This is a genomic window from Streptomyces sp. SYSU D01066-1, assembly GCF_054956795.1.
In genome coordinates, this window is record NZ_JBUDHV010000023.1 from 87,585 (window position 1) to 106,810 (window position 19,226).

General features: G+C 71.7%; 18 protein-coding genes. 7 read left to right on the forward strand and 11 right to left on the reverse strand.

The window, feature by feature from the left end:
- Nucleotides 1–201: 201 nt before the first annotated feature.
- Entirely contained in the window at nucleotides 202–3,531 is a 3,330-nt protein-coding gene (locus ACY1JF_RS21045; protein WP_462706719.1) for a S8 family serine peptidase, read from the forward strand.
- Here the strand turns inward: ACY1JF_RS21045 and ACY1JF_RS21050 are convergent.
- Complete coding sequence (locus ACY1JF_RS21050) at nucleotides 3,519–4,535, reverse strand: alpha/beta fold hydrolase (protein WP_462706720.1); 1,017 nt, start codon at nucleotides 4,533–4,535, stop codon at nucleotides 3,519–3,521. The two genes, ACY1JF_RS21045 and ACY1JF_RS21050, sit on opposite strands and share 13 nt — an antisense overlap.
- Here ACY1JF_RS21050 and ACY1JF_RS21055 point away from each other — a divergent pair.
- The gene (locus ACY1JF_RS21055; RefSeq protein WP_462706721.1) at nucleotides 4,492–5,088 is read left to right on the forward strand and encodes an ISAs1 family transposase; all 597 of its coding nucleotides are present in this window, start codon (nucleotides 4,492–4,494) and stop codon (nucleotides 5,086–5,088) included. The two genes, ACY1JF_RS21050 and ACY1JF_RS21055, sit on opposite strands and share 44 nt — an antisense overlap.
- A gap of 140 nt (nucleotides 5,089–5,228) precedes the next feature.
- On the opposite strand, the gene ACY1JF_RS21060 is transcribed toward ACY1JF_RS21055, so the two are convergent.
- Together ACY1JF_RS21060 and ACY1JF_RS21065 are read right to left on the reverse strand one after the other, a co-directional pair.
- Entirely contained in the window at nucleotides 5,229–5,924 is a 696-nt protein-coding gene (locus ACY1JF_RS21060) for a hypothetical protein (protein ID WP_462706722.1), read from the reverse strand.
- A gap of 787 nt (nucleotides 5,925–6,711) precedes the next feature.
- Nucleotides 6,712–7,347 carry a hypothetical protein gene (locus ACY1JF_RS21065; RefSeq protein WP_462706723.1) on the reverse strand — a complete coding sequence of 212 codons (636 nt, stop codon included), beginning with the start codon at nucleotides 7,345–7,347 and terminating at the stop codon, nucleotides 6,712–6,714.
- A gap of 4 nt (nucleotides 7,348–7,351) precedes the next feature.
- Between ACY1JF_RS21065 and ACY1JF_RS21070 the strand changes: the two genes are divergently transcribed.
- A complete protein-coding gene (locus ACY1JF_RS21070; RefSeq protein WP_462706724.1) occupies nucleotides 7,352–7,798 on the forward strand; it encodes a transposase in 447 nt (148 codons plus the stop codon).
- A gap of 65 nt (nucleotides 7,799–7,863) precedes the next feature.
- On the opposite strand, the gene ACY1JF_RS21075 is transcribed toward ACY1JF_RS21070, so the two are convergent.
- Together ACY1JF_RS21075 and ACY1JF_RS21080 are read right to left on the reverse strand one after the other, a co-directional pair.
- Nucleotides 7,864–8,430 carry an ester cyclase gene (locus ACY1JF_RS21075; RefSeq protein ID WP_462706725.1) on the reverse strand — a complete coding sequence of 189 codons (567 nt, stop codon included), beginning with the start codon at nucleotides 8,428–8,430 and terminating at the stop codon, nucleotides 7,864–7,866.
- Between the two features lie 131 nt (nucleotides 8,431–8,561).
- Complete coding sequence (locus ACY1JF_RS21080) at nucleotides 8,562–9,425, reverse strand: helix-turn-helix transcriptional regulator (protein WP_462706726.1); 864 nt, start codon at nucleotides 9,423–9,425, stop codon at nucleotides 8,562–8,564.
- A 132-nt stretch (nucleotides 9,426–9,557) separates the two neighbouring features.
- Between ACY1JF_RS21080 and ACY1JF_RS21085 the strand changes: the two genes are divergently transcribed.
- On the forward strand, nucleotides 9,558–10,463 hold the full coding sequence (locus ACY1JF_RS21085; protein WP_462706727.1) for an oxidoreductase: 906 nt from the start codon (nucleotides 9,558–9,560) through the stop codon (nucleotides 10,461–10,463).
- A gap of 72 nt (nucleotides 10,464–10,535) precedes the next feature.
- Here ACY1JF_RS21085 and ACY1JF_RS21090 read toward each other — a convergent pair whose 3' ends face one another.
- Both ACY1JF_RS21090 and ACY1JF_RS21095 read right to left on the reverse strand, forming a co-directional pair.
- Nucleotides 10,536–11,405 carry a DUF5829 family protein gene (locus ACY1JF_RS21090; protein ID WP_462706728.1) on the reverse strand — a complete coding sequence of 290 codons (870 nt, stop codon included), beginning with the start codon at nucleotides 11,403–11,405 and terminating at the stop codon, nucleotides 10,536–10,538.
- Between the two features lie 99 nt (nucleotides 11,406–11,504).
- Entirely contained in the window at nucleotides 11,505–12,410 is a 906-nt protein-coding gene (locus tag ACY1JF_RS21095) for a helix-turn-helix domain-containing protein (RefSeq protein WP_462706729.1), read from the reverse strand.
- A 207-nt stretch (nucleotides 12,411–12,617) separates the two neighbouring features.
- Between ACY1JF_RS21095 and ACY1JF_RS21100 the strand changes: the two genes are divergently transcribed.
- On the forward strand, nucleotides 12,618–13,658 hold the full coding sequence (locus ACY1JF_RS21100; protein ID WP_462706730.1) for an NAD(P)-dependent alcohol dehydrogenase: 1,041 nt from the start codon (nucleotides 12,618–12,620) through the stop codon (nucleotides 13,656–13,658).
- Nucleotides 13,659–14,054: 396 nt separating this feature from the next.
- Nucleotides 14,055–14,567, forward strand: coding sequence for a peptide-methionine (S)-S-oxide reductase MsrA (gene msrA / locus ACY1JF_RS21105; RefSeq protein WP_462706731.1), 513 nt, complete (start codon nucleotides 14,055–14,057; stop codon nucleotides 14,565–14,567).
- Between the two features lie 60 nt (nucleotides 14,568–14,627).
- On the opposite strand, the gene ACY1JF_RS21110 is transcribed toward msrA, so the two are convergent.
- The 3 genes from ACY1JF_RS21110 to ACY1JF_RS21120 all read right to left on the reverse strand — a co-directional run bounded on the left by ACY1JF_RS21110 (nucleotide 14,628) and on the right by ACY1JF_RS21120 (nucleotide 17,566).
- Nucleotides 14,628–15,635, reverse strand: a complete 1,008-nt coding sequence (locus tag ACY1JF_RS21110; RefSeq protein WP_462706732.1) for a HEAT repeat domain-containing protein — start codon at nucleotides 15,633–15,635, stop codon at nucleotides 14,628–14,630.
- Nucleotides 15,636–15,638: 3 nt separating this feature from the next.
- Nucleotides 15,639–16,319 (reverse strand): HEAT repeat domain-containing protein, encoded by a 681-nt coding sequence (locus ACY1JF_RS21115; protein ID WP_462706733.1) that lies wholly within the window; start codon nucleotides 16,317–16,319, stop codon nucleotides 15,639–15,641.
- A gap of 128 nt (nucleotides 16,320–16,447) precedes the next feature.
- Entirely contained in the window at nucleotides 16,448–17,566 is a 1,119-nt protein-coding gene (locus ACY1JF_RS21120) for a hypothetical protein (protein WP_462706734.1), read from the reverse strand.
- Nucleotides 17,567–17,689: 123 nt separating this feature from the next.
- Here ACY1JF_RS21120 and ACY1JF_RS21125 point away from each other — a divergent pair, with 123 nt between their 5' ends.
- Entirely contained in the window at nucleotides 17,690–18,844 is a 1,155-nt protein-coding gene (locus ACY1JF_RS21125; RefSeq protein WP_462706735.1) for a cystathionine gamma-synthase, read from the forward strand.
- 4 nt (nucleotides 18,845–18,848) lie between these two features.
- Here ACY1JF_RS21125 and ACY1JF_RS21130 read toward each other — a convergent pair whose 3' ends face one another.
- A complete protein-coding gene (locus tag ACY1JF_RS21130; protein ID WP_462706744.1) occupies nucleotides 18,849–19,097 on the reverse strand; it encodes a hypothetical protein in 249 nt (82 codons plus the stop codon).
- Nucleotides 19,098–19,226 lie beyond the last annotated feature (129 nt).

Consider the following 19,226-nt stretch of genomic DNA (forward strand, 5'->3'; position numbering starts at 1 on the left):
GGGGAACCCATCGGTCGGGTAACGGAGTCCACGCGGGCGCGTAACAGTAGTCCGGCGGTTCTCTCACCTTTCTCTCATCCGATTGAGGCGGATGATCGCCCCCCGGCATACTGCGTGCACCGGGGGGTGCGCACTGGCGTACGAGACCACCCCTGGCCGGGTGAACCGTGTGGTTGGCCCGGACATCCGCTAGGGGGATCCTTGCGCAGACACAAGAACAGAGGGCACGCCGCCACGGTCGCCGTGGCGGCGGCCGTCGCTCTCGCCGCCGGACTGACCACCCCGGCCGGCGCGGCCGGGACCGGGGCGCGGGACGCGGCCGGCACCGCGCTCTCCGCCGCCCGCCACGTCACCCTGATCACCGGTGACCGGGTCGTCGTCGACGCGCGGGGCCGGGTCACCGGCCTCGAGCGGGCCGAGGGCCGCGAGCACATACCCGTCCAAGTCCGCCGGGCCGCCGGGCACACCTACGTCGTCCCGGCCGACGCCGCCCGCCTGGTGGCCTCCGGCAAGCTCGACCGGCGCCTGTTCGACGTCACCGAGCTGAACAAGGCCACGACCCGCAAGGCCCAGAAGAAGGGCCTGAAGGTCATCGTCGGCTACCGGGGCGCCCCGGCGGCGACCAGGGCCGACGTCCGGGAGGCGGGCACCCTGCGCCGCACCCTCACGTCCCTGAACGCCGACGCCGTACAGACCCCGCAAGCGGACGCTCCCGACCTGTGGAAGGCGGTCACGGACGGCGAGAAGGCCGCCTCCGGCATCGCCCACGTCTGGCTGGACGGCGTCCGCGAGGCCAGCCTCGACACCTCCGTCGCGCAGATCGGCGCCCCGCGGGCGTGGGCGGCCGGCTACGACGGCAAGGGCGTCAAGATCGCCGTCCTGGACACCGGCGTCGACGCCACCCACCCCGACCTGAAGAGCCAGGTCGTCGCGTCCAAGAACTTCACCACCGCGGCCGACGCCACCGACAGGTTCGGCCACGGCACCCACGTCGCCTCCATCGCGGCCGGCACGGGTGCCAAGGGCGGCGGGACGTACAAGGGCGTCGCACCCGGCGCCCAGCTGCTCAACGGCAAGGTGCTCGACGACAGCGGCTACGGCGACGACTCCGGCATCCTGGCCGGCATGGAGTGGGCCGCCGAACAGGGCGCCGACGTCGTCAACCTCAGCCTCGGCGGCGGCGACACCCCCGAGATCGACCCGCTCGAAGCCCAGGTCAACAAGCTCTCCGCGGAGAAGGGCATCCTCTTCGCCATCGCCGCCGGCAACGAGGGCGAGTACGGCGACCAGACCATCGGCTCCCCGGGCAGCGCCGCCGCCGCCCTCACCGTCGGCGCCGTCGACGGCAAGGACGCGCTCGCCAGCTTCTCCAGCACCGGCCCCGGCCTCGACGGCCAGCTCAAGCCGGACGTCACCGCCCCCGGCGTCGACATCACCGCGGCCTCCGCGCCCGGCAGCGTCATCGCCCAGGAGGAGGGCGAGAAGCCCGCCGGGTACGTCACCATCTCCGGTACGTCGATGGCGACCCCGCACGTCGCGGGCGCCGCCGCGATCCTCAAGCAGCAGCACCCGGACTGGACGTACACCGAGCTGAAGGCCGCCCTCACCGGTTCCGCCAAGGGCAACGGCGCCTACACGCCGTTCCAGCAGGGCGCGGGCCGCGTCCAGGTCGACAAGGCGCTCACCCAGACCGTGATCGCCGAGCGGTCCTCGGTCAGCTTCGCGCCGCAGCAGTGGCCGCACACCGACGACCAGCCGGTCACCGAGAAGCTGACGTACCGCAACCTCGGCACCGAGGACGTCACCCTCCAGCTGACCTCGACGGCCACCGACCCCAAGGGCAGGACGGCCCCGGCCGGCTTCTTCACCCTGGACGCCGACACGGTCACCGTCCCCGCGGGCGGCACCGCCTCCGTCGGCGTCACCGCCGACACCCGCCTCGGCGGCACCGTCGACGGCGCCTACTCGGCGTACGTGACGGCGACCGGCGGCGGCCAGAGCGTGCGCACCGCCGCCGCGGTCCAGCGCGAGGTGGAGTCCTACGACCTCACGCTGAAGGTCATCGGCCGCGACGGCAAGCCGTCCGCCGACTACTTCGCCGACCTGGCCGGCGTCTCCGGCCTGGCCGCGGACGAGTGGTACAGCCCCTACGAGGCCGACGGCACCGTCACCGTGCGCGTGCCCAAGGGCGGTTACATCCTCAACTCCTCGGTCTACGTCAACGCCGACCCGGAGAAGTACGAGGGCGCCGACTGGCTGGCCCAGCCCAAGCTGAGCATCACCAAGGACACCACGGTCACGCTGGACGCGCGCACCGCGAAGCCGGTCGACATCACCGTCCCCGACAAGGCGGCCAAGCCGGTCCTCGGTTCCGTCGACTACTACCTGGACACCGGGGACACCGGCTACGGCTTCGGCTGGTTCCTGGACTCCTACGCCAACTTCCGCACCCGCCACCTCGGCCCGCAGATCACCGACGGCTCCCTGGTCCAGCAGTGGGACGCGCACTGGGCCAAGGGCACCAAGGAGCAGTACGACACCGTCGCCGGCGGCGCGGTCAAGCAGCTCGCCACCGGCTTCACCCGGCACTACAAGGCGAGCGAGCTGGCCACGGTGAAGGCGGGCCTGGGCGCCTCCGCGAGCGGCAAGAAGGGTGACGTCAGCGCGGTCGGCCGGCTCCCGGCCACCGGCTCCGGCTCCAGCACCAGCGTCCTGCAGAGCCTGCCCGGCACCCGCACCCTGCACCTGTCCACCACGTCGGGCGTCCGCTGGGACCTGTCGGCCACGCAGTACGGCGGCACCGACTCCGAGGGCTTCCCGATCCCCGAGGCCTACTACACGCAGAACCCCGGGCAGGTCTACAAGGGCGGCAAGAGCTACTCGACGGCCTTCAACACGGCCGTCTTCTCCCCCCGCATCACCTCCGAGTGGGGCCTCTTCCGCGAGGGCAACGGCATCGGCGGCCTCGTCCCGCTGTTCGCCGACGGCAAGGGCCACGCGGGTTCGTCGGACTTCTCCTCGGTCACCACGACGCTCTACCGCAACGGCACCAAGGTCGGCTCCAACAAGGACCCGCTCTTCGGCGAGGAGGAGTTCCAGGTTCCCTCCGGTGACGCGGCGTACAAGCTGACGACGTCGGTGAAGCGTTCGTCCAAGGTCGCCGCGGCGGCCAGCCGGATCGACGCGACCTGGACCTTCCGCTCCAAGCGGACCAGCGCCCACACCCAGCTGCCCGCCTCCTCGGCCCGCTTCGGCGCGACCGTGACGCTGGACAGCAAGAAGACGGCCGGCCAGAAGGCGGTCATCCCGGTCACGGTGGAGGGCGCCGCCAAGGGCTCCAACCTGAAGTCGCTGACGGTCTACGCCTCCTACGACACCGGCAAGACCTGGAAGAAGGTCACCGTCACCAAGGGCAAGATCACCGTCAAGAACCCGTCGAAGGGCAAGGGCATCTCCCTGCGCGCCAAGATCACCGACAAGAAGGGCAACACGTCGACGATCTCGCTGTACAACGCCTACTACGGCAAGTGAGCCGTCAGCCCGTAGCGCCGGGGCCCGCCGGAGTCACCGACTCCGGCGGGCCCTTGTGCGTGGGAACGCCAGAAGTCGAGCAGCGCCGACGCCGTCTCGGCAGGCCGGTGGACGTTGGGTGAATGCCCACCGCCTTCGCTCCGGACGAACCGGTCCCCGAGCTCACGGGCCATCCGCTCGACCCCTTCGGGCGGCCACGTCTCGTCCGGCGTACCCGAGATCACGCACTTCGGGACGGACAGCACGGCCAGCCGGGACGTCTCGCCGATCTCGCTCAGCATCTGCTGTGCGGCAGCCGCCAACTGCTGCGGGCTGTTGCTCAGCCACCGCCGCTCCATGAATTCCTCCACGTCCGGAAGCGCGGACACTTCCTTGTTCTTCACGAACGGCCACATGTCGGCGAGCGTCATCGATCCGACGACGGAAAGCAGCAGGCGGAGTCGCTCCTGCTGCGCGGCCGAGACGCCGGCGGGGCCGAAATTCATGAAGGTGACGGACGCCCAGAGAGCGGGATCCCCCTGGGTGGCGAGAACGGCCGCCCGAGCGAGCAGCCCTCCGTACGAATGACCCACCAGGTGTACGGGTCCGGTGCCGAGCGCTTCGACGACGGCCACGAGATCACGTGCGAGGTCGTCCCGCGCGTACGAGGGCCGCGGCGAGGCCGAACCGGTTTCGTACTGCCCGCGGTTGTCGATGGCCACGACGCGCAGGCCCGCTTCGCTCAAGGGGGACAACAAGGGCAGGAAATCCTCCTTGCTGCCCATGAACCCGGGAACCAGCAGGGCTGTCCCCCCGGCGGGAGAAACCCGTCCGTCAGGTCTGACATCGAGCCCAGCGAAGACGCCTCGCTCCGTGCGCAGGCGGACCGGACGCGCGTTGTCCGGGGCTTCCAGGGTCAGCAGCTGGCTCATAACGAGATCCCAGCCTTCGCCCCGCTCCTGGACGGCATCGACCTGACCGGTGTCGTCATCACCGCGGACGCCCTGCACACCCAGCACGACCACGCCCCCCTACCTGCACGAACGCGGGGCTCACTATCTGGCCGTCGTCAAGTGGAACCATTCCGGACTGCATGAGTGGGTCCGTGGCCTTCCCTGGCGCGACATCCGCCTGGACCACATCGAGCGCACCCGGGCCCATCGCCGCGACGAGATCCGCCGGTTGAAGACCACCGCGTTCGCCCGCATCGACTACCCGCACGCACGCCAGGCCCTCCAAGTCGTGCGCTGGAGAAGTGACCTGGGCACGGGCAAGCTGACGATCGAGCGGATCTACCTGGTCACGAGCCTGCCGTCCGGCGCAGCCGACGGCAGGGAGCTCGCGGCCTGGATCCGCGGCCACTGGCGCATCGAGAACCAGCTCCACCACGTCCGCGACCTCACCTTCCACGAGGACGCCTCGCACATCCACACCCGGCACCTGCCCCGCGTCATGGCCGGCCTGCGCAACCTCGCCATCGGCGTCCACCGCCAGGACGGCCACACCAACATCGCAGCCGCCCTCCGCCGCACTGCCCGAGACCACCTATGGCCCCTCACCACCCTCGGACTCACCTGACCAACCCGGACACAAGATCACTTTTCAAAGATCCTGATGACCAGCGGCTGTGGGAATTCCGGGGGGCGTTCGCTCAGCAGTTCCTTCCGGATTCTCCACAGCTGCGGGTCCTGTTGTGCCCGGTCTTTTCAGCGTCCGAATCATCTGCGGAATGTGTTTTTTTTCTGCGCCTGGCCTGTCTGTGCCTGGTACGAGCTCTGTGCTGAGGTACCGGAGGGGTGGGTCGGGTCGTAGGTGTCCGGCAAGGAGGTGTGGTCCCAGGCGTGGGAGGCGAACGGGTTGTGCAGGCCGGAGGGGGTGGAGGCTGGGGGCTGCCACTGTGCGAAGTCGGGGTCGTACCCGGCTACGTGCGGGGTGATGGCGGGGCGGAAGGACGTGTTGGGATTGAGGGGAGGGTTCTTTTTGTAATAGACATCCAGCGCGGTGGCGGCCAGGGTTATATCCAATTCGTTACAGTTGTTCTCCTCGAGTTTCTGGGTTATTGGCTCATACAGTCCAGGTAGATTGTAGGGATTCAGGGAGGGGTCGATGAGGATCCGTATCCCCCCTTCGGAGTGCGACGTCGACTGCACGGCCGTGTCACCGAGGGTGATCATGATTACGTCGGAGTCTGATTCCGGTTCCACCACCTGTGAGTTCACTGCGATCGTCATTCCTGGCGGGGGCTGTTCCGGCAGCAGGTGGGGCATTGTCCGATGGTATTCGGTGTAAATAGCAACGGCTTCCTCCTGCAGCTCCTCCATGTCGAGAAGCATCTGTGCCGCTGCGGAGTCCGACCAGGGATCGGTGGGCATCTGTGCCGCGAAGGCCGTGTGCTCCATGCCGGTGCTGGGCATCTGCGCCATGGGGCCCTGCTGCCCCGAGGGGGACTGGGGGGGGGTCGGCGAAAGGGTTGTTCTGCGGAATGCCCGCGGGCACAGTCAGCCCAGGAACACCAGAAGACACCGCGGTCGCTCCCGGGTAGCCATGGAACGTGGCTTTGTACTTATCCCCGACCCGGTTGATTTTCAGCCCCATTTTTTCCAGCTCCTCCTCCATTTCCTCACTCGGCCTATGGTTCCACCCTTTATACCGCAGGCCGTGAACCACCAGGCCGATGTTTACCCTTTCGCCTGTATCGGGAAAAATGACGTATGCGTATTGGGTGGGAAGGTCGGTTTTAGTTTCATTCCATATTTTGAGCGCGGCTGCATACTTTTTATCGTCCCGTAGCGTGATATTATGGCGGGGTGGCAGTCTCCACCTTCCGTCCGAGCCATGTACGGGGACCAGTTTTTCGTCGTAATCCTCCATCGCTTCGCGCAGTTCAGGACTCAAACTCACTCGCCCTCCATCTTTACCTTTTTTCCTCAAGGTCGAAAGGAGACTGGAGAGGGGGTTCTGCAGCTTTCCCCCGGTAGCAGGGTCTGTGATGTACCGGGGAATCGGGACGCCTCTGGGCAGACCCCTGAACATTGCCGCGAGCTCGGCGTCGGTAAGTTGTGGCACGGGAAGAGCCCTCCAAGGTCGGCGTACTTGCTCCCTCTACGACTCCCGCTCCGTGACGGTTCACCGTGCCCGGGCCGGAGGCCCATCCGGGGAGCCGGGGCCTCCGAGCAGGATCAGGGGCTCGGCCTGGTCGGCTCACGCCCGATTGCTGGCGTCTCGTCGTGTTGGGCAGGCTTCGGCGCAGAGCCGGCACGGACGTTCCTGATCATGGAGCTTTCTGCGCTCCGTGATCTTGGACTGCTCGTGCCCGGTGCTGCGTCGTCTCTGCTCTCCCCTGTCTTTGAACAGATCAGGCCGTATCCGGAAGTGTCCGGGAGTGGGCTTCCAGATCTGCTGGAACGCCTCCCGCAGGTCCCGGACCCGCGTGACCCGTGAGGTGTGCGGCATCCACTCGTGACGCTCCTCGCGCTGATGGCCGGCACGTGTCGGCGTACAGGCGGACGTGCGCCACCTCGTACGGAGGGCAAGATCCTCGCCCATGTGCGTATTCCGAAGATCTACTTGTTCCACATGGCGCTGTCGTGCTCGTGTGATCCGTTCCGCTGCTTCGCCACCAGCCAGGACCTGACGACGTTCCTCGACTGCCATCGGGCTGCGTTCGCGTACTTCGGCAGGGTGCCGATGAGCATCGTCCACGACCGCACCAAGATGGCCGTGCACCGGCACGTCGCCCCGGGCGAGGCGGTTCCGCTGTACCCGGAAGCGGTCGCCTTCGCCGGGCACTACGACTTCGGCGTCGACGCGCTGGCCGTCCACCGGCGCTTCGACCACCCCGGTGTCCACCGGGCCCTGCGCGTCATGCGCTGGCGCAAGGACACTGGCCGGCAAGAGGACCACGGTCGAGCGGCTCCACTCCGTCACCGGCCTCCCGCCCGGCGCCGCCACGGGCGCACAGCTCGCCGGCTGGATCCAAGGGCACCGGAAGAGCGAGAACCAGCTCCACCACGTCCGCGACCGCACCTTCCACGAGGACGCCTCGCACATCCGCACCCGGCACCTGCCCCGCGTCATGGCCGGCCTGCGCAACCTCGCCATCGGCGTCCACCGCCAGGACGGCCACACCAACATCGCAGCCGCCCTCCGTCGCGTCGACGAGGGCCAGTCCACGTCCGGACTCGCACCTGTCCGACGCGGGCCACAGGATTGGCAGGGCGCGCGGGTCGGGGTCGGTGACCTCCACCCGGACGCGGCCGGTCCCGGTGGCTGCGCCGGAAAACCGTGAGCACTTCGGCCCCAAGTGTTCACCGTTTTCCGGAGCACCTCCCCGGACCGCCCGTCACCGCCTCGTCATCCGCGCAGGTCGGCCGGGACGGTGGTGGACAGCAGGCGCGGATCGGGTTCGCGGGTCATCGACGCCAGGCCCTTCACCGCCTTGGCGAGCTTGAGCAGGTCGCGCGGGTTCTTGAAGTCGAGCGCCTTGAGGAGCTGACGGAGCATGGAGAGGGTGTCGAAGTAGACCCGCTCGCATATCAGGCGCTCGTCCTCGTCGAAGAGGAAGTACGCGGTCATACGCACCCGGAAGCGACCGCCGGTGGGCGGGATCTCGCCGAGCGGTCCGCGGTGGGTGCCCAGCAGCCAGAACTCGACGATGACGGCGTCCGCGCTGTGCCGCAGCTCGATGGTCTCGTGGTCCTGGTCGGGGAAGGCGACGCGGGTCTCGTGGTAGTAGCCGCGGACCGCGGAGTCGCCGTCGTGCACGGTCATGGTCGGGATCAGCTCGTAGTGCGGGTGCGGGAAGGTCGACAGCACGTCGTCCCACGCGTGGACGACCTCGTCGTGGAAGTGGTCGAGGACCAGCTTCTGCCGGGCCTGGAGGACGTCACGGTCGGGGATGTCGAAACGCGTGCGGGTCATCGCTGTTCTCCCTGGGGCTGGTGGTCGGGCGGAGCGGGTGAGCGTCCGCGCGTGAGCCGCAGCGTAGGGGTGACCGTCGCACGCCGGCGGACCCGCCCCGGGACGCGGCGCGCCGCCCCCGTCCGCCGTCGCTACCGCGCGCCGGGCGAGCGGGTGGCGCGCAACGACGCCAGCAGGCGCAGCCGGTCCGCGTCGGGGCTGCCCGGCTCGGCGGTGAAGACGAGCAGGAACGGGCCCAGAGCGCCGGGCAGCGGGTACGTGTCCCAGTCCAGGACGAGGTCGCCGACCTCCGGGACCCGGAAGGTCTTGGTTCCGCTGACCGACGTGCGCACGTCGTGCCGGGCCCACAGCCGGCGGAACTCCGCGCTGCGGATGGACAGCTCGCCGACGACCGCGGTGGCGCGCGGATGGGTGGGGTCGGCGGCGACGGCGGCGCGCATCATGCCGATGTACTCCAGGGCCTGCCGCTCCCAGTCCGGACAGCTCCGTCCGCCGGTCAGCGTGTCGTCGAACAACAGCAGGAGCATGTTGAGCCGGTCGCGCGGACGGTCCCCGGGGCTGCCGAGCAGCGCCTCCGCCAGCGGGTTCCAGGCCAGCAGGTCGAGGTGCCGGCCGAGCACGACCGCCGGGGTGTCCAGTACCCGCAGCAGCCGCCGGGTGCCGTCCGGCACCCGTTCCGGACCGTGGTCCCCGCGGGCGGGCACGGGCCTACGGGCGGCGCGGGCCAGGCCGAACAGATGGCGGCGCTCCGCGTCGTCGAGACCGAGCGCGCCGGCCAGCGCGTCCAGGACGTCGTCGGACGGACGTACCTCCCGGCCCTGCTCCATCCGCTGGTAGTAGTCGGTGCTCAGCCCGGCCAGCAGGGCCAGTTCCTCCCGCCGCAGCCCGGCGACCTTGCGCCGGCCGCCCGGCTCCAGGCCGACGTCCTGCGGCCGCAGCCTGCCGCGCCGGGCCCGCAGGAAGTCGCCGAGTTCACGGGCGTAGGGATGCGTCATGCCGCAAGTGTGCCGTCCGGCCGGGCGCCGAAGGTAGGTCCCGCAGACCTAGGCGGGCGGGAACGACGGAACCGGCGCGCGCCGCTCCTAGCGTGGTCGCCCCACGGCACCACCACACCCCAGGAGCAGCGGATGACCGAATGGACCGCCGACCACATCCCCGACCAGCACGGCCGGACCGCCGTCGTGACCGGCGCGAACTCGGGGCTCGGCCTGGTCACCGCGACCGAACTGGCCCGCCGCGGCGCCCACGTCGTGCTCGCCGTACGGAACACCGCGGCCGGTGAGGAGGCCGCCCGCCGGATCGGCGGCGCCACCGAGGTCCGTGAACTGGACCTGGCCTCCCTCGCCTCGGTCCGGGCGTTCGCACAGCGGCTGGCCGCCGACCACCCGGTGATCGACCTGCTGGTCAACAACGCGGGCGTGGTGCTGCTCGGGCCGCGCCGCACCACCGCCGACGGCTTCGAACTGCACCTCGGCACCAACCTGCTGGGCCAGTTCGCACTGACCGGCCTGCTGCTCGGCCCGCTGGCCGCCGCACCCGCGGCCCGGGTGGTCAGTCTCAGCTCGATCACCCACAAGAGCGCGCACCTCGACTTCGACGACCTCATGTCCGAGCGGGGGTACCAGCCCGCCACCGCCTACGGCCGCTCCAAGCTCGCCACCACGGTCTTCGGCGTCGAACTGGACCGCCGGCTGCGCGCCGTCGGCTCACCGGTCGTCAGCGTGCTGGCCCACCCCGGCCTCACCCGCACCAACCTGACCCCGCGGGCGTGGGAACACCGCGGCCGGCTGGGGCGGCTGATCGCGTCGGCCGGTCTGCTGGCCACCCAGCCGGTGGAGCGGGGCGCGCTGCCGCAGTTGCGCGCGGCGACCGAGCCCGGTGTGCGGGGCGGCCGGTTCTTCGGACCGGCCGGGCTGTGGGAGACCCGGGGCCGGGTCACCGACGCCCGGCTCAGCGAGGAGGCGGCCGATCCGGCCGTCGGCGCACGGCTGTGGGCGGTGGCCGAGAAGCTGACCGGCGTCAGCTACCCGTGAACCCGGTTGTCCGTGAACCCGGCCGCCCGTGAACCCGCCGGTCCGGCGCCGTCGGTGGCGAAGCGGCCGCCGTCACTCCCCGCCGTCCCCGTCCGTGAACCCCCACTCCGCCCGGGCCCCCGGCCCGACCACGAGCGTGGAGTTCCCGATCCGCTCCACGTGCCGCTCGGCCACCGGCCGGTCGAGGGCGAAGCCGAGAAACCGCAGCCCCGCCCGATCGCGCGCGACGGCGTCCAGCCGGATCCTCGTGGTGCCGTCGTCCGCGACGACGCCACCGCCCGCCACCGCCCGCACCGCGAAACCGCCCGCGCGCAGCAGCGGCACCGTGTCGGCCAGGTCCCCCTCCGTCACCCCGATGCGGACGGACGTCACGTTCCGCATCAGATGGTCCCGGTAGCCGTCGGAGAGGTACCGCTCCCGGCCGACGTCCCCCGGCCCGCTCGCCGGCTCCGTGCCGCCGCGCGGATCGGCGAAGTACTCGGGCCGGTACTCCATCCCCCACGCCCCGAAGGCGTCGTACCGCGTGTCGGTGAACACCGCGTCGAACCACGGCACCGGCACCCCGTCCCCGAAGTCACGGGTCTGCTGGAACTCCACCGGCTCGGGGACGCCGTACCGCGGCAGCCGCTCGACGACCTTCGCCAGGTCACCGGCGCGCTCGACGGACACCCCGAGCCCGGCGGAGCCCAGCGTGCCGTCCTGGCCGGGCAGGTCGCCCACCCCGAACAGCTCGACGTACGTCTCGCGCCCCATCAGGTAGCGCCCGGTCCACGTCCGCCCGTCCGCCCCGGTCGTGGTCCGCACCTGGAAGTCGGCGAACTCCCGCAGGTACGCCGAGCCCTCGATCGCGTCGGCGGTCTCCCGGTCGAGCACCCCGTACGCGTGGTTGAAGTACAGCAACGACTCTCCGCCCGCCCGTGCCGCCACACCGCTCGCGGCCACCCCCCGTCAGCGTCACGGTGAACATCATGACCACGCGTGACATTCCGCGAAGCAGCATGCGCGCGAGGGTAGTTGAGTCACGGCTGCCGCGTGCGGCTTTCAGACGTGAGCGGTGGTCTCCGCGCTCCAGCTCGCCAGCAGGCGCAGCGCGTCCGCCGACGGGGAGCCCGGCTCCGCGTGGTACGTGACCAGGGACTGGTCCGCGTCGTCCACCAGGCGGAACGTCTCGAAGGACAGGGTCAGCTCCCCGACCAGCGGATGCCGCATCCGCTTGACGCCGTGGCCCTTCTCCTTCACGTCGTGCGCGGCCCACAGCCGCCGGAACGTCCCGCTCTTCATCGACAGCTCCCCGACCAGCGAGGCCAGCAGCGGGTCGTCGGTGTGGCAGCCGGCGTCCATCCGCAGGTAGCCGACGAGGTCGGACGCCTTCGCGTCCCACTCCACGAACAGCTCCCGGTAGTCGGGCCGCAGGAACACCAGCCGGGCCCAGTTCCGCTCCCGGGCCGGCATCCGGTCCCAGTCGCCGAAGAGGGCCGAGGCCAGCGGGTTGTAGGCGAGGATGTCGGTGCGCCGGCCGGTGATGTACGCCGGGACCGTGTCGATCGAGTCCAGCAGTTGCCGCAGCGCCGGCCGCACCTGCTGGGCCCGCACCGCGTGCCTGCCCCGTTGCTGCCTCGGCTTGGCCAGGTGCGTCAGGTGCGCGCGCTCGGCGTCGGTCAGCCGCAGCGCGCGGGCGATGGCCGCCAGGACCTCCGCCGACACGTTCCGCCCGTTGCCCTGCTCCAGACGGGTGTAGTACGCCACGGACACCCCGGCGAGCTGCGCCAGCTCCTCCCGGCGCAGTCCCGGCACCCGGCGGGCCCGCCCGTACGAGGGCAGCCCGACGTCCTCGGGCTTCAGCCGGGCCCGCCGGGTGCGCAGGAACTCGCTCAGCTCGGCACGCTGGTCCAGGCCGGGGCCGGCCCCTGGTGCGGGCGAGGGTGCGGATTCGGGCGGTACGTCCATGCTCCCCAGTATCCCCGTCCCTGTTCCCGGACCCCGGCGGTCGTACGCACGGCAGCCTGTTCCTGTCAGTGGTACGCACGGCGGGCGTACGCAAAACCGTGGTCTGGGCGGCGGCCCGTCCGGGCGGCACGCTGGACGACGCGCCCCGGCCGACCGGCCGGCCGGCGCTCCGCAAGACCCCGCTACGAAGATTCCGGAGAACCCGGCATGACCTCTGTCGCCGCGTACGCCGCCCCCGCCGCCAAGGCTCCGCTGGAGCGCACCACCATCGAGCGGCGGGACGTCCGCGAGCACGACGTCCTGATCGACATCCAGTACGCAGGCATCTGCCACTCCGACATCCACCAGGCCCGTGAGGGCTGGGGCGAGGCCATCTTCCCGATGGTCCCCGGCCACGAGATCGCCGGTGTCGTCTCGGAGGTCGGCCCCGGTGTGACGAAGTTCAAGGTCGGCGACCGCGTCGGCGTCGGCTGCATGGTCGACTCCTGCCGCGAGTGCGAGAACTGCGAGGCCGGCCAGGAGCAGTACTGCCTCCGCGGCCAGGTCGGCACGTACAACGCCGTCGGCCGTGACGGCGAGCCGACCTACGGCGGCTACTCGCAGAAGATCGTTGTCGACGAGGCGTTCACGGTCCGCATCCCGGACGGCCTGTCCCTCGACGAGGCCGCGCCGCTGCTCTGCGCCGGCATCACCACGTACTCCCCGCTGAAGCGCTTCGGCGCCGGTCCCGGCAAGAAGGTCGCCGTCGTCGGCCTGGGCGGCCTCGGCCACATGGCCGTCAAGATCGCGCACGCCCTCGGCGCCGAGGTGACCGTCCTGTCGCAGTCGCTGCGCAAGAAGGACGACGGTCTCAAGCTGGGCGCCGACCACTACTACGCCACCAGCGACCCGGCGACCTTCACCGAACTGGCCGGCGCCTTCGACCTGATCGTCTCCACGGTCTCGGCGCCCCTGGACTTCGGCGCGTACCTGGGTCTGCTGAAGGCGCAGGGCACCCTGGCCAACGTCGGCGCCCCCGAGGAGCCGGTCTCGCTGAACCTCTTCTCCCTCATCGGCGGCGGCAAGAACCTGGCCGGTTCGATGATCGGCGGCATCGCCGAGACCCAGGAGATGCTGGACTTCTGCGCCGCGCACGGCATCGGCGCGGAGATCGAACTGATCGAGGCGAGCCAGATCAACGAGGCCTACGAGCGGGTGCTCGCCAGCGACGTGCGCTACCGCTTCGTGATCGACGCGGCGACGATCTGACCCCACCTCCCCACCGCACGGTACGCACGCGCCCCGTCGCCCGCTCTCCCGCCGGCCGACGGGGCGCGTGCTGCCGGAGTGCGGGCGGGGAGGCTCAAGGACACACCCGCGTACGTGTCCGTCCTCGTCGTGATCACCGTCGGCGTGCACTACGGAACCAAGTGCGCGGCCGCCGGCCCGGCGGTCCGCGGCAGTGTCGCGCGCGCTTTCTCCGCCGGGCAGGGACGGGAACTCCTTTGCCGCCGGGGCATCAGGTGAGGCCGGCCACGTGGACGGGCGCGGAATCGCGCGGAGCGCTCGTGCGTTGTGAGGGGTGGCCGTGGGCGCCCGTGGTGTGTGAGCCGAGGGACCCGAGTGATTCAGTGACGCTGAAGTGACAGGAAGTGGAGGGCCGTGATGGCCGCGCAGACGCAGAGGGCCGTGCTGGCGGGCGGATGTTTCTGGGGGATGCAGGACCTGATCCGCAAGCTGCCGGGCGTGACGGCGACCCGGGTCGGCTACACGGGTGGTGACGTGCCGAACGCGACGTACCGCAACCACGGGACGCACGCGGAGGCCATCGAGATCCTCTTCGACCCGGAGCGGACCGACTACCGGGCGCTCCTGGAGTTCTTCTTCCAGATCCACGACCCGAGCACCAAGAACCGCCAGGGCAACGACATCGGCATGAGCTACCGCTCGGCGATCTACTACGTGGACGACGAGCAGAAGCGCATCGCCGAGGAGACCATCGCGGATGTCGACGCCTCCGGCCTGTGGCCGGGCAAGGTCGTCACCGAGGTGGAGCCGGCCGGCCCCTTCTGGGAGGCCGAGCCCGAGCACCAGGACTACCTGGAGCGCTACCCCGACGGCTACACCTGCCACTTCCCGCGCCCGGGCTGGCGGCTGCCGGCCCGCGCCGAGGGCTGACCGCGGGGGGCTTCGGCGCCGGGGCCCGCACCGGGGCCGACGCCCCGGACCGCGCGGCCGTCACCGCGCCTCGCGCAGCCGCAGCAGATACGTCGCGGTGAGCGACACCGCGCGGTCCGGGTCGGACGACAGCTCCACGAGGGCGCGGGACGCCGTGGGCCCCGGGACGTCCGCCAGCGCCTGGGTCAGCCGTACCCGGGCGGGCGCGGTGGAGGCGTCCTGGGCGAGGCGGTCGGCCAGCGCGGCGGCGATGCGCTCCGCCGTCGCCGCGTCGCCCGCCAGCACACTCAGCGCGTCGGCCGCGTCGGTGTCGTTCCTGCCGTCCGCGATCATGTCGACGAGCGTGGGGACCGTGTCCGCCGACCCCCGCGTCCCGAGCGCCAGGGCGGCCCGGCCGCGGACCACGGCGTCGGAGTGGGTGAGGGCCTCCCGCAGCCGGGCGGCGGCCCGGTCGCCGGGCAGCGCGGCGAGGGAGCGGACGGCCCGTTCCCGCACCGCGGCCACCGGTGAGCCGAGGGCGTCGGCCAGCAGCGCCGTACCGTCACCGTCGCCTGATCGTGCCAGCGCCCAGCGCAGGGCTCCGGCGACGTTCGGGTCCGTCTCGTTCAGTACCGCCTCGACCAGGGCCTCCACCGGCACCGGGACCTCGTCGCCCGAGGTCAGGGCCGCGCGCTGACGGTCGACGGCGCTCTTCGAACCCAGCGCCCGCAGGACCGCGACGACCTGGAGGACGTCCGCCCAGCCGGCCGGCCGGGCGGCGTCGATCCGGCGCAGCCGCGTCAGCAGTTCGGTCTCGGCCGCGATGCGCCGTCGCGTCTGCCGGATCAGGTCGTCGACGAGCGCCGAGGGCGTGAAGCCGGGATCGTCGAGCGCGCGCCCGATCTCGCGCAGCGACAGCCCCAGCGACCGCAGGCTCTCGATGTGGAAGATCCGCCGGATGTCCTCGCCGGAGTACTCCCGGTAACCGGAGCCCGTCCGTCCCGAAGGCCGCAGCAGGCCCAGCGACTCGTAGTGCCTGAGCATGCGGGCGCTGACCCCGGACCGCCGCGCCACCTCACCGATCAGCACGCCCTATCGTCCCCCCCCCTGGCGGCCGGACCCGCCGAGGGCCACGACGCGCTTCGCCTCCTCGACCGCGGACTCGAACCCCGCGTCCGGGTCGCGCAGCAGCCGTTCCGTGGCGAGCGCGTGCGCCCGCGCCTCCCGGTCGGGTCCGGCGGCCGCGGCCCGCAGGAACGGCGTCACCGCCTCCCCCAGCGCGGCCAGCGCCCGGCTGAGACTGAGCCGCGTCTCCCGCCCGCCCCGCCCGAGCCGCGTCGCCAGCACCGCGGCCAGGGCCGGCTCCTCACCCTCCGGCACCAGCAGGACCGCGGCCCGCCAGGCACTGCGCGCCACCTCGTCGTCGGCGTCGGTCAGCACGTCCCGGGTGATCGCCGGCCACGCCCGCCGGTCCCCGATCTTGGACAGCGTGTGCAGGGCCTGACTCCGCGCCCGCGCCCGCTCGGAGCGGACCTCACGGAGCAGCGCGGGGAGCGTCAGAGACACCGGGTGCCGGGTGAGCGCCCAGGTCAGCATGTCGAGCACGAAGAACTCGGGCTCGACCGCGCACCGCTCGACCAGCGGGCCGACGTAGCGCGGATCCGGCGCCGTACCGACGGCCAGGGCCGTGCTCAGCCGTACGGACGCCCGGTCGTCGGCGAGCCCTCGCAGCGCTCGCGTCACCGCGTCCGTGTCGTGTCGCGTCCCGGTCATCGTCACCCTCCTCGGCAGACAGTGAGGGCAGTGAACGCCTTGCCACCGTGTCAAGGTCAACGGGACGCGGCTGCGGTCAGGGCGCGGGAAGGCCGACCGTTCGTCTCCGCCGGGAGCGGCCGCCGGGATCAGTGCGGCAGCGTCGCCGGGCTGCCCCCGTTGGCCTCGTAGCCCGCCACCGCCAGGGCCCGGTGGACCGCGAACTCGGCCGCCGGGTCGGCGGACAGGGTCCAGGGGAGGGCACCGACGTGGCCGTCTATGTGGACCAGCTGGTTCATGGCCTCGGCCCAGCGCTCGCCGCGGACCAGGAAGAACAGCAGCAGATGGCGGACGTGCGCCGACATCGGGTCGTCGGGGCGGGCGCCGTGGACCGCGTGCAGGGCGCCGTGGACCGCCTTGGTGACGACCTCGCTCTGGTGGAAGCCGCTGACCAGGTTGACCTCGGGCAGGTGCTCGAACACCGCGAACAGCGGCAGCGCGGCCAGCAGCGAACCCCGGGGCGCGCGGGCCGCCGCGGCCTCCGCGAAGGAGTAGGCCAGCTCCCGGGAGCCGTGCCACTTCTCGCACCAGTAGTGCAGCGCGGCCAGGTGCGCCCCCATGTGCGCCGGCGCGCGGTCGAGGATCTTCAGCCAGAGCTGCTCGAACTCCGCGCGCTCGTACCCCAGACCGCGGGCCACCGCCAGCTCGATGATGTACGGGACCGGATCGCCGGGGGCCAGCAGCGCCGCGTCGCCGCACGCCGCCCTCGCCTCCTCCATGATGATCCGGAACTCGTCCGTGCCCGGCGTCGACGTCCGCCACGCCTGCTGCACCAGGAACTCGGCGTGCACCGCCGCGCCGCCCGCCTCCTTGGGATTCTCCGCCCGCCACACCCGCAGCCACTGGCCGCCCGGCGTGTCCGAGACCCCGCCCGGCCGCTGCTGCAGCTCCAGCGCCGCCGCACCCGCGAAAGCCTGCACGCGCTGCCAGCGCCGCTCGCTCCGCGCCCCGGTCCCGGCGAGGAGCTGCTGCGCCGCGCGGTAGTCCTGGGTGCGCTGCACCAGGTCGAGGACGTCGATCAGGTCCTGGTCGGGGCCGGGCATCCGGATGTCCAGCTCCTCCTCCAGGGCGAAGCCGTAGCGCGCGGGGTCCGCGGCGTCCGGATGGCCGGGCGGCACCTGCTCGATCATGCCGCGCCGGCGCCGGAAGACGGGGAGCAGCACGAAGCCGATCATGACCAGCGCCAGCAGGACCCAGAGAATCTCCATACCTCAAGCGAACCAGACCACGCCGACAATTGGCCAACCTGTCCCCGGTCCTGTGGAAAACCCGCCCGGCCCCGCGTCCCGGCGGACCGTCGCGGACCCTCCGGGCGCATTACCCTCAGGCCCATGAGCGACAGGCACTTCAGTCAGCACTTCGAGACCCTCGCGATCCACGCGGGCAACACCGCCGACCCCCTGACGGGCGCGGTCGTCCCGCCGATCTACCAGGTCTCCACCTACAAGCAGGACGGCGTCGGCGGCCTGCGCGGCGGCTACGAGTACAGCCGCAGCGCCAATCCGACCCGCACCGCGCTGGAGGAGAACCTCGCCGCTCTGGAGGGCGGCCGCCGCGGCCTCGCCTTCGCCTCCGGGCTGGCCGCCGAGGACTGCCTGCTGCGTACGCTGCTGCGCCCCGGCGACCACGTGGTCATCCCCGCCGACGCCTACGGCGGCACCTTCCGGCTCTTCGCCAAGGTCGCCACCGGCTGGGGCGTGGAGTGGTCGGTGGCCGACAGCGCCGACCCCGCCGCCGTGCGGGCCGCGCTCACCCCGAGGACCAGGGCCGTCTGGGTGGAGACGCCCTCCAACCCGCTGCTCGGCATCACCGACATCGCCGCCGTCGCCCAGGTGGCCCGGGACGCCGGGGCCCGGCTCGTCGTCGACAACACCTTCGCCACGCCCTACCTCCAGCAGCCGCTGACCCTCGGCGCGGACGTCGTCGTGCACTCCCTGACCAAGTACATGGGCGGCCACTCGGACGTCGTCGGCGGCGCGCTGGTCGTCAGCGACCCCGAACTGGGCGAGGAGCTGGCGTTCCACCAGAACGCGATGGGCGCGATCGCCGGCCCCTTCGACTCCTGGCTGGTGCTGCGCGGCACCAAGACGCTCGCGGTGCGCATGGACCGGCACAGCGAGAACGCCACCAAGGTCGCCGACCTGCTCACCCGGCACGCGCGCGTGACGAGCGTCCTGTACCCGGGGCTGCCGGACCACCCCGGGCACGAGGTGGCCGCCAAGCAGATGCGGGCGTTCGGCGGCATGGTCTCCTTCCGGGTGGAGGGCGGCGAGGAGGCGGCCGTCGAGGTCTGCAACCGCGCCAAGGTGTTCACGCTGGGCGAGTCCCTGGGCGGCGTCGAGTCGCTGATCGAGCACCCGGGCCGGATGACGCACGCCTCGGCGGCCGGTTCCGCCCTGGAGGTCCCCGCCGACCTGGTGCGCCTGTCGGTGGGCATCGAGAACGCCGACGACCTGCTGGAAGACCTCCAGCAGGCCCTGGGCTGACCGGTCACCAGCCGGTCAGCGGCGGCGGCGTCCCGGACGGCGGCTCCGCCCACGGCTGGACGGTCAGCGCCCAGACCGCGCAGGCCGAGGCGGCGGCCAGGAGCAGCAGCCACAGCAGGCGGCGGGCGGCGGTCCGGCGGCGCAGCGCGCGGTCGCCGAGCCGGACGGCGTCGCCGTACAGACCGGGCGGCACCCGGGGCGGCGACCGCTCCATGATCCGCCGCACCGCCGCCTCCCGCCCGGGCCGGTTCACGGCCGTCTCCCGCTCGGGCCGGTTCACGGCCGCCTCCCCGCGCCGCCGGTGCGCCCGGCGGCCCCGTCCGGAACCCGCCGCACGCGCGCGTGCCGCGTGACGTCGTCCGCGCGCGGGTCCGCCAGCGCC

Coding starts and splice junctions, on each gene's coding strand:
- ACY1JF_RS21075 (WP_462706725.1), bottom strand. CDS start 8,430: ATGACCCGCACGCGTTTCGACATCCCCGACCGTGACGTCCTCCAGGCC.
- msrA (WP_462706731.1), top strand. CDS start 14,055: ATGGCCGCGCAGACGCAGAGGGCCGTGCTGGCGGGCGGATGTTTCTGG.
- ACY1JF_RS21095 (WP_462706729.1), bottom strand. CDS start 12,410: ATGGACGTACCGCCCGAATCCGCACCCTCGCCCGCACCAGGGGCCGGC.
- ACY1JF_RS21120 (WP_462706734.1), bottom strand. CDS start 17,566: ATGGAGATTCTCTGGGTCCTGCTGGCGCTGGTCATGATCGGCTTCGTG.
- ACY1JF_RS21115 (WP_462706733.1), bottom strand. CDS start 16,319: ATGACCGGGACGCGACACGACACGGACGCGGTGACGCGAGCGCTGCGA.
- ACY1JF_RS21080 (WP_462706726.1), bottom strand. CDS start 9,425: ATGACGCATCCCTACGCCCGTGAACTCGGCGACTTCCTGCGGGCCCGG.
- ACY1JF_RS21100 (WP_462706730.1), top strand. CDS start 12,618: ATGACCTCTGTCGCCGCGTACGCCGCCCCCGCCGCCAAGGCTCCGCTG.
- ACY1JF_RS21060 (WP_462706722.1), bottom strand. CDS start 5,924: ATGCCCAGCACCGGCATGGAGCACACGGCCTTCGCGGCACAGATGCCC.
- ACY1JF_RS21085 (WP_462706727.1), top strand. CDS start 9,558: ATGACCGAATGGACCGCCGACCACATCCCCGACCAGCACGGCCGGACC.
- ACY1JF_RS21125 (WP_462706735.1), top strand. CDS start 17,690: ATGAGCGACAGGCACTTCAGTCAGCACTTCGAGACCCTCGCGATCCAC.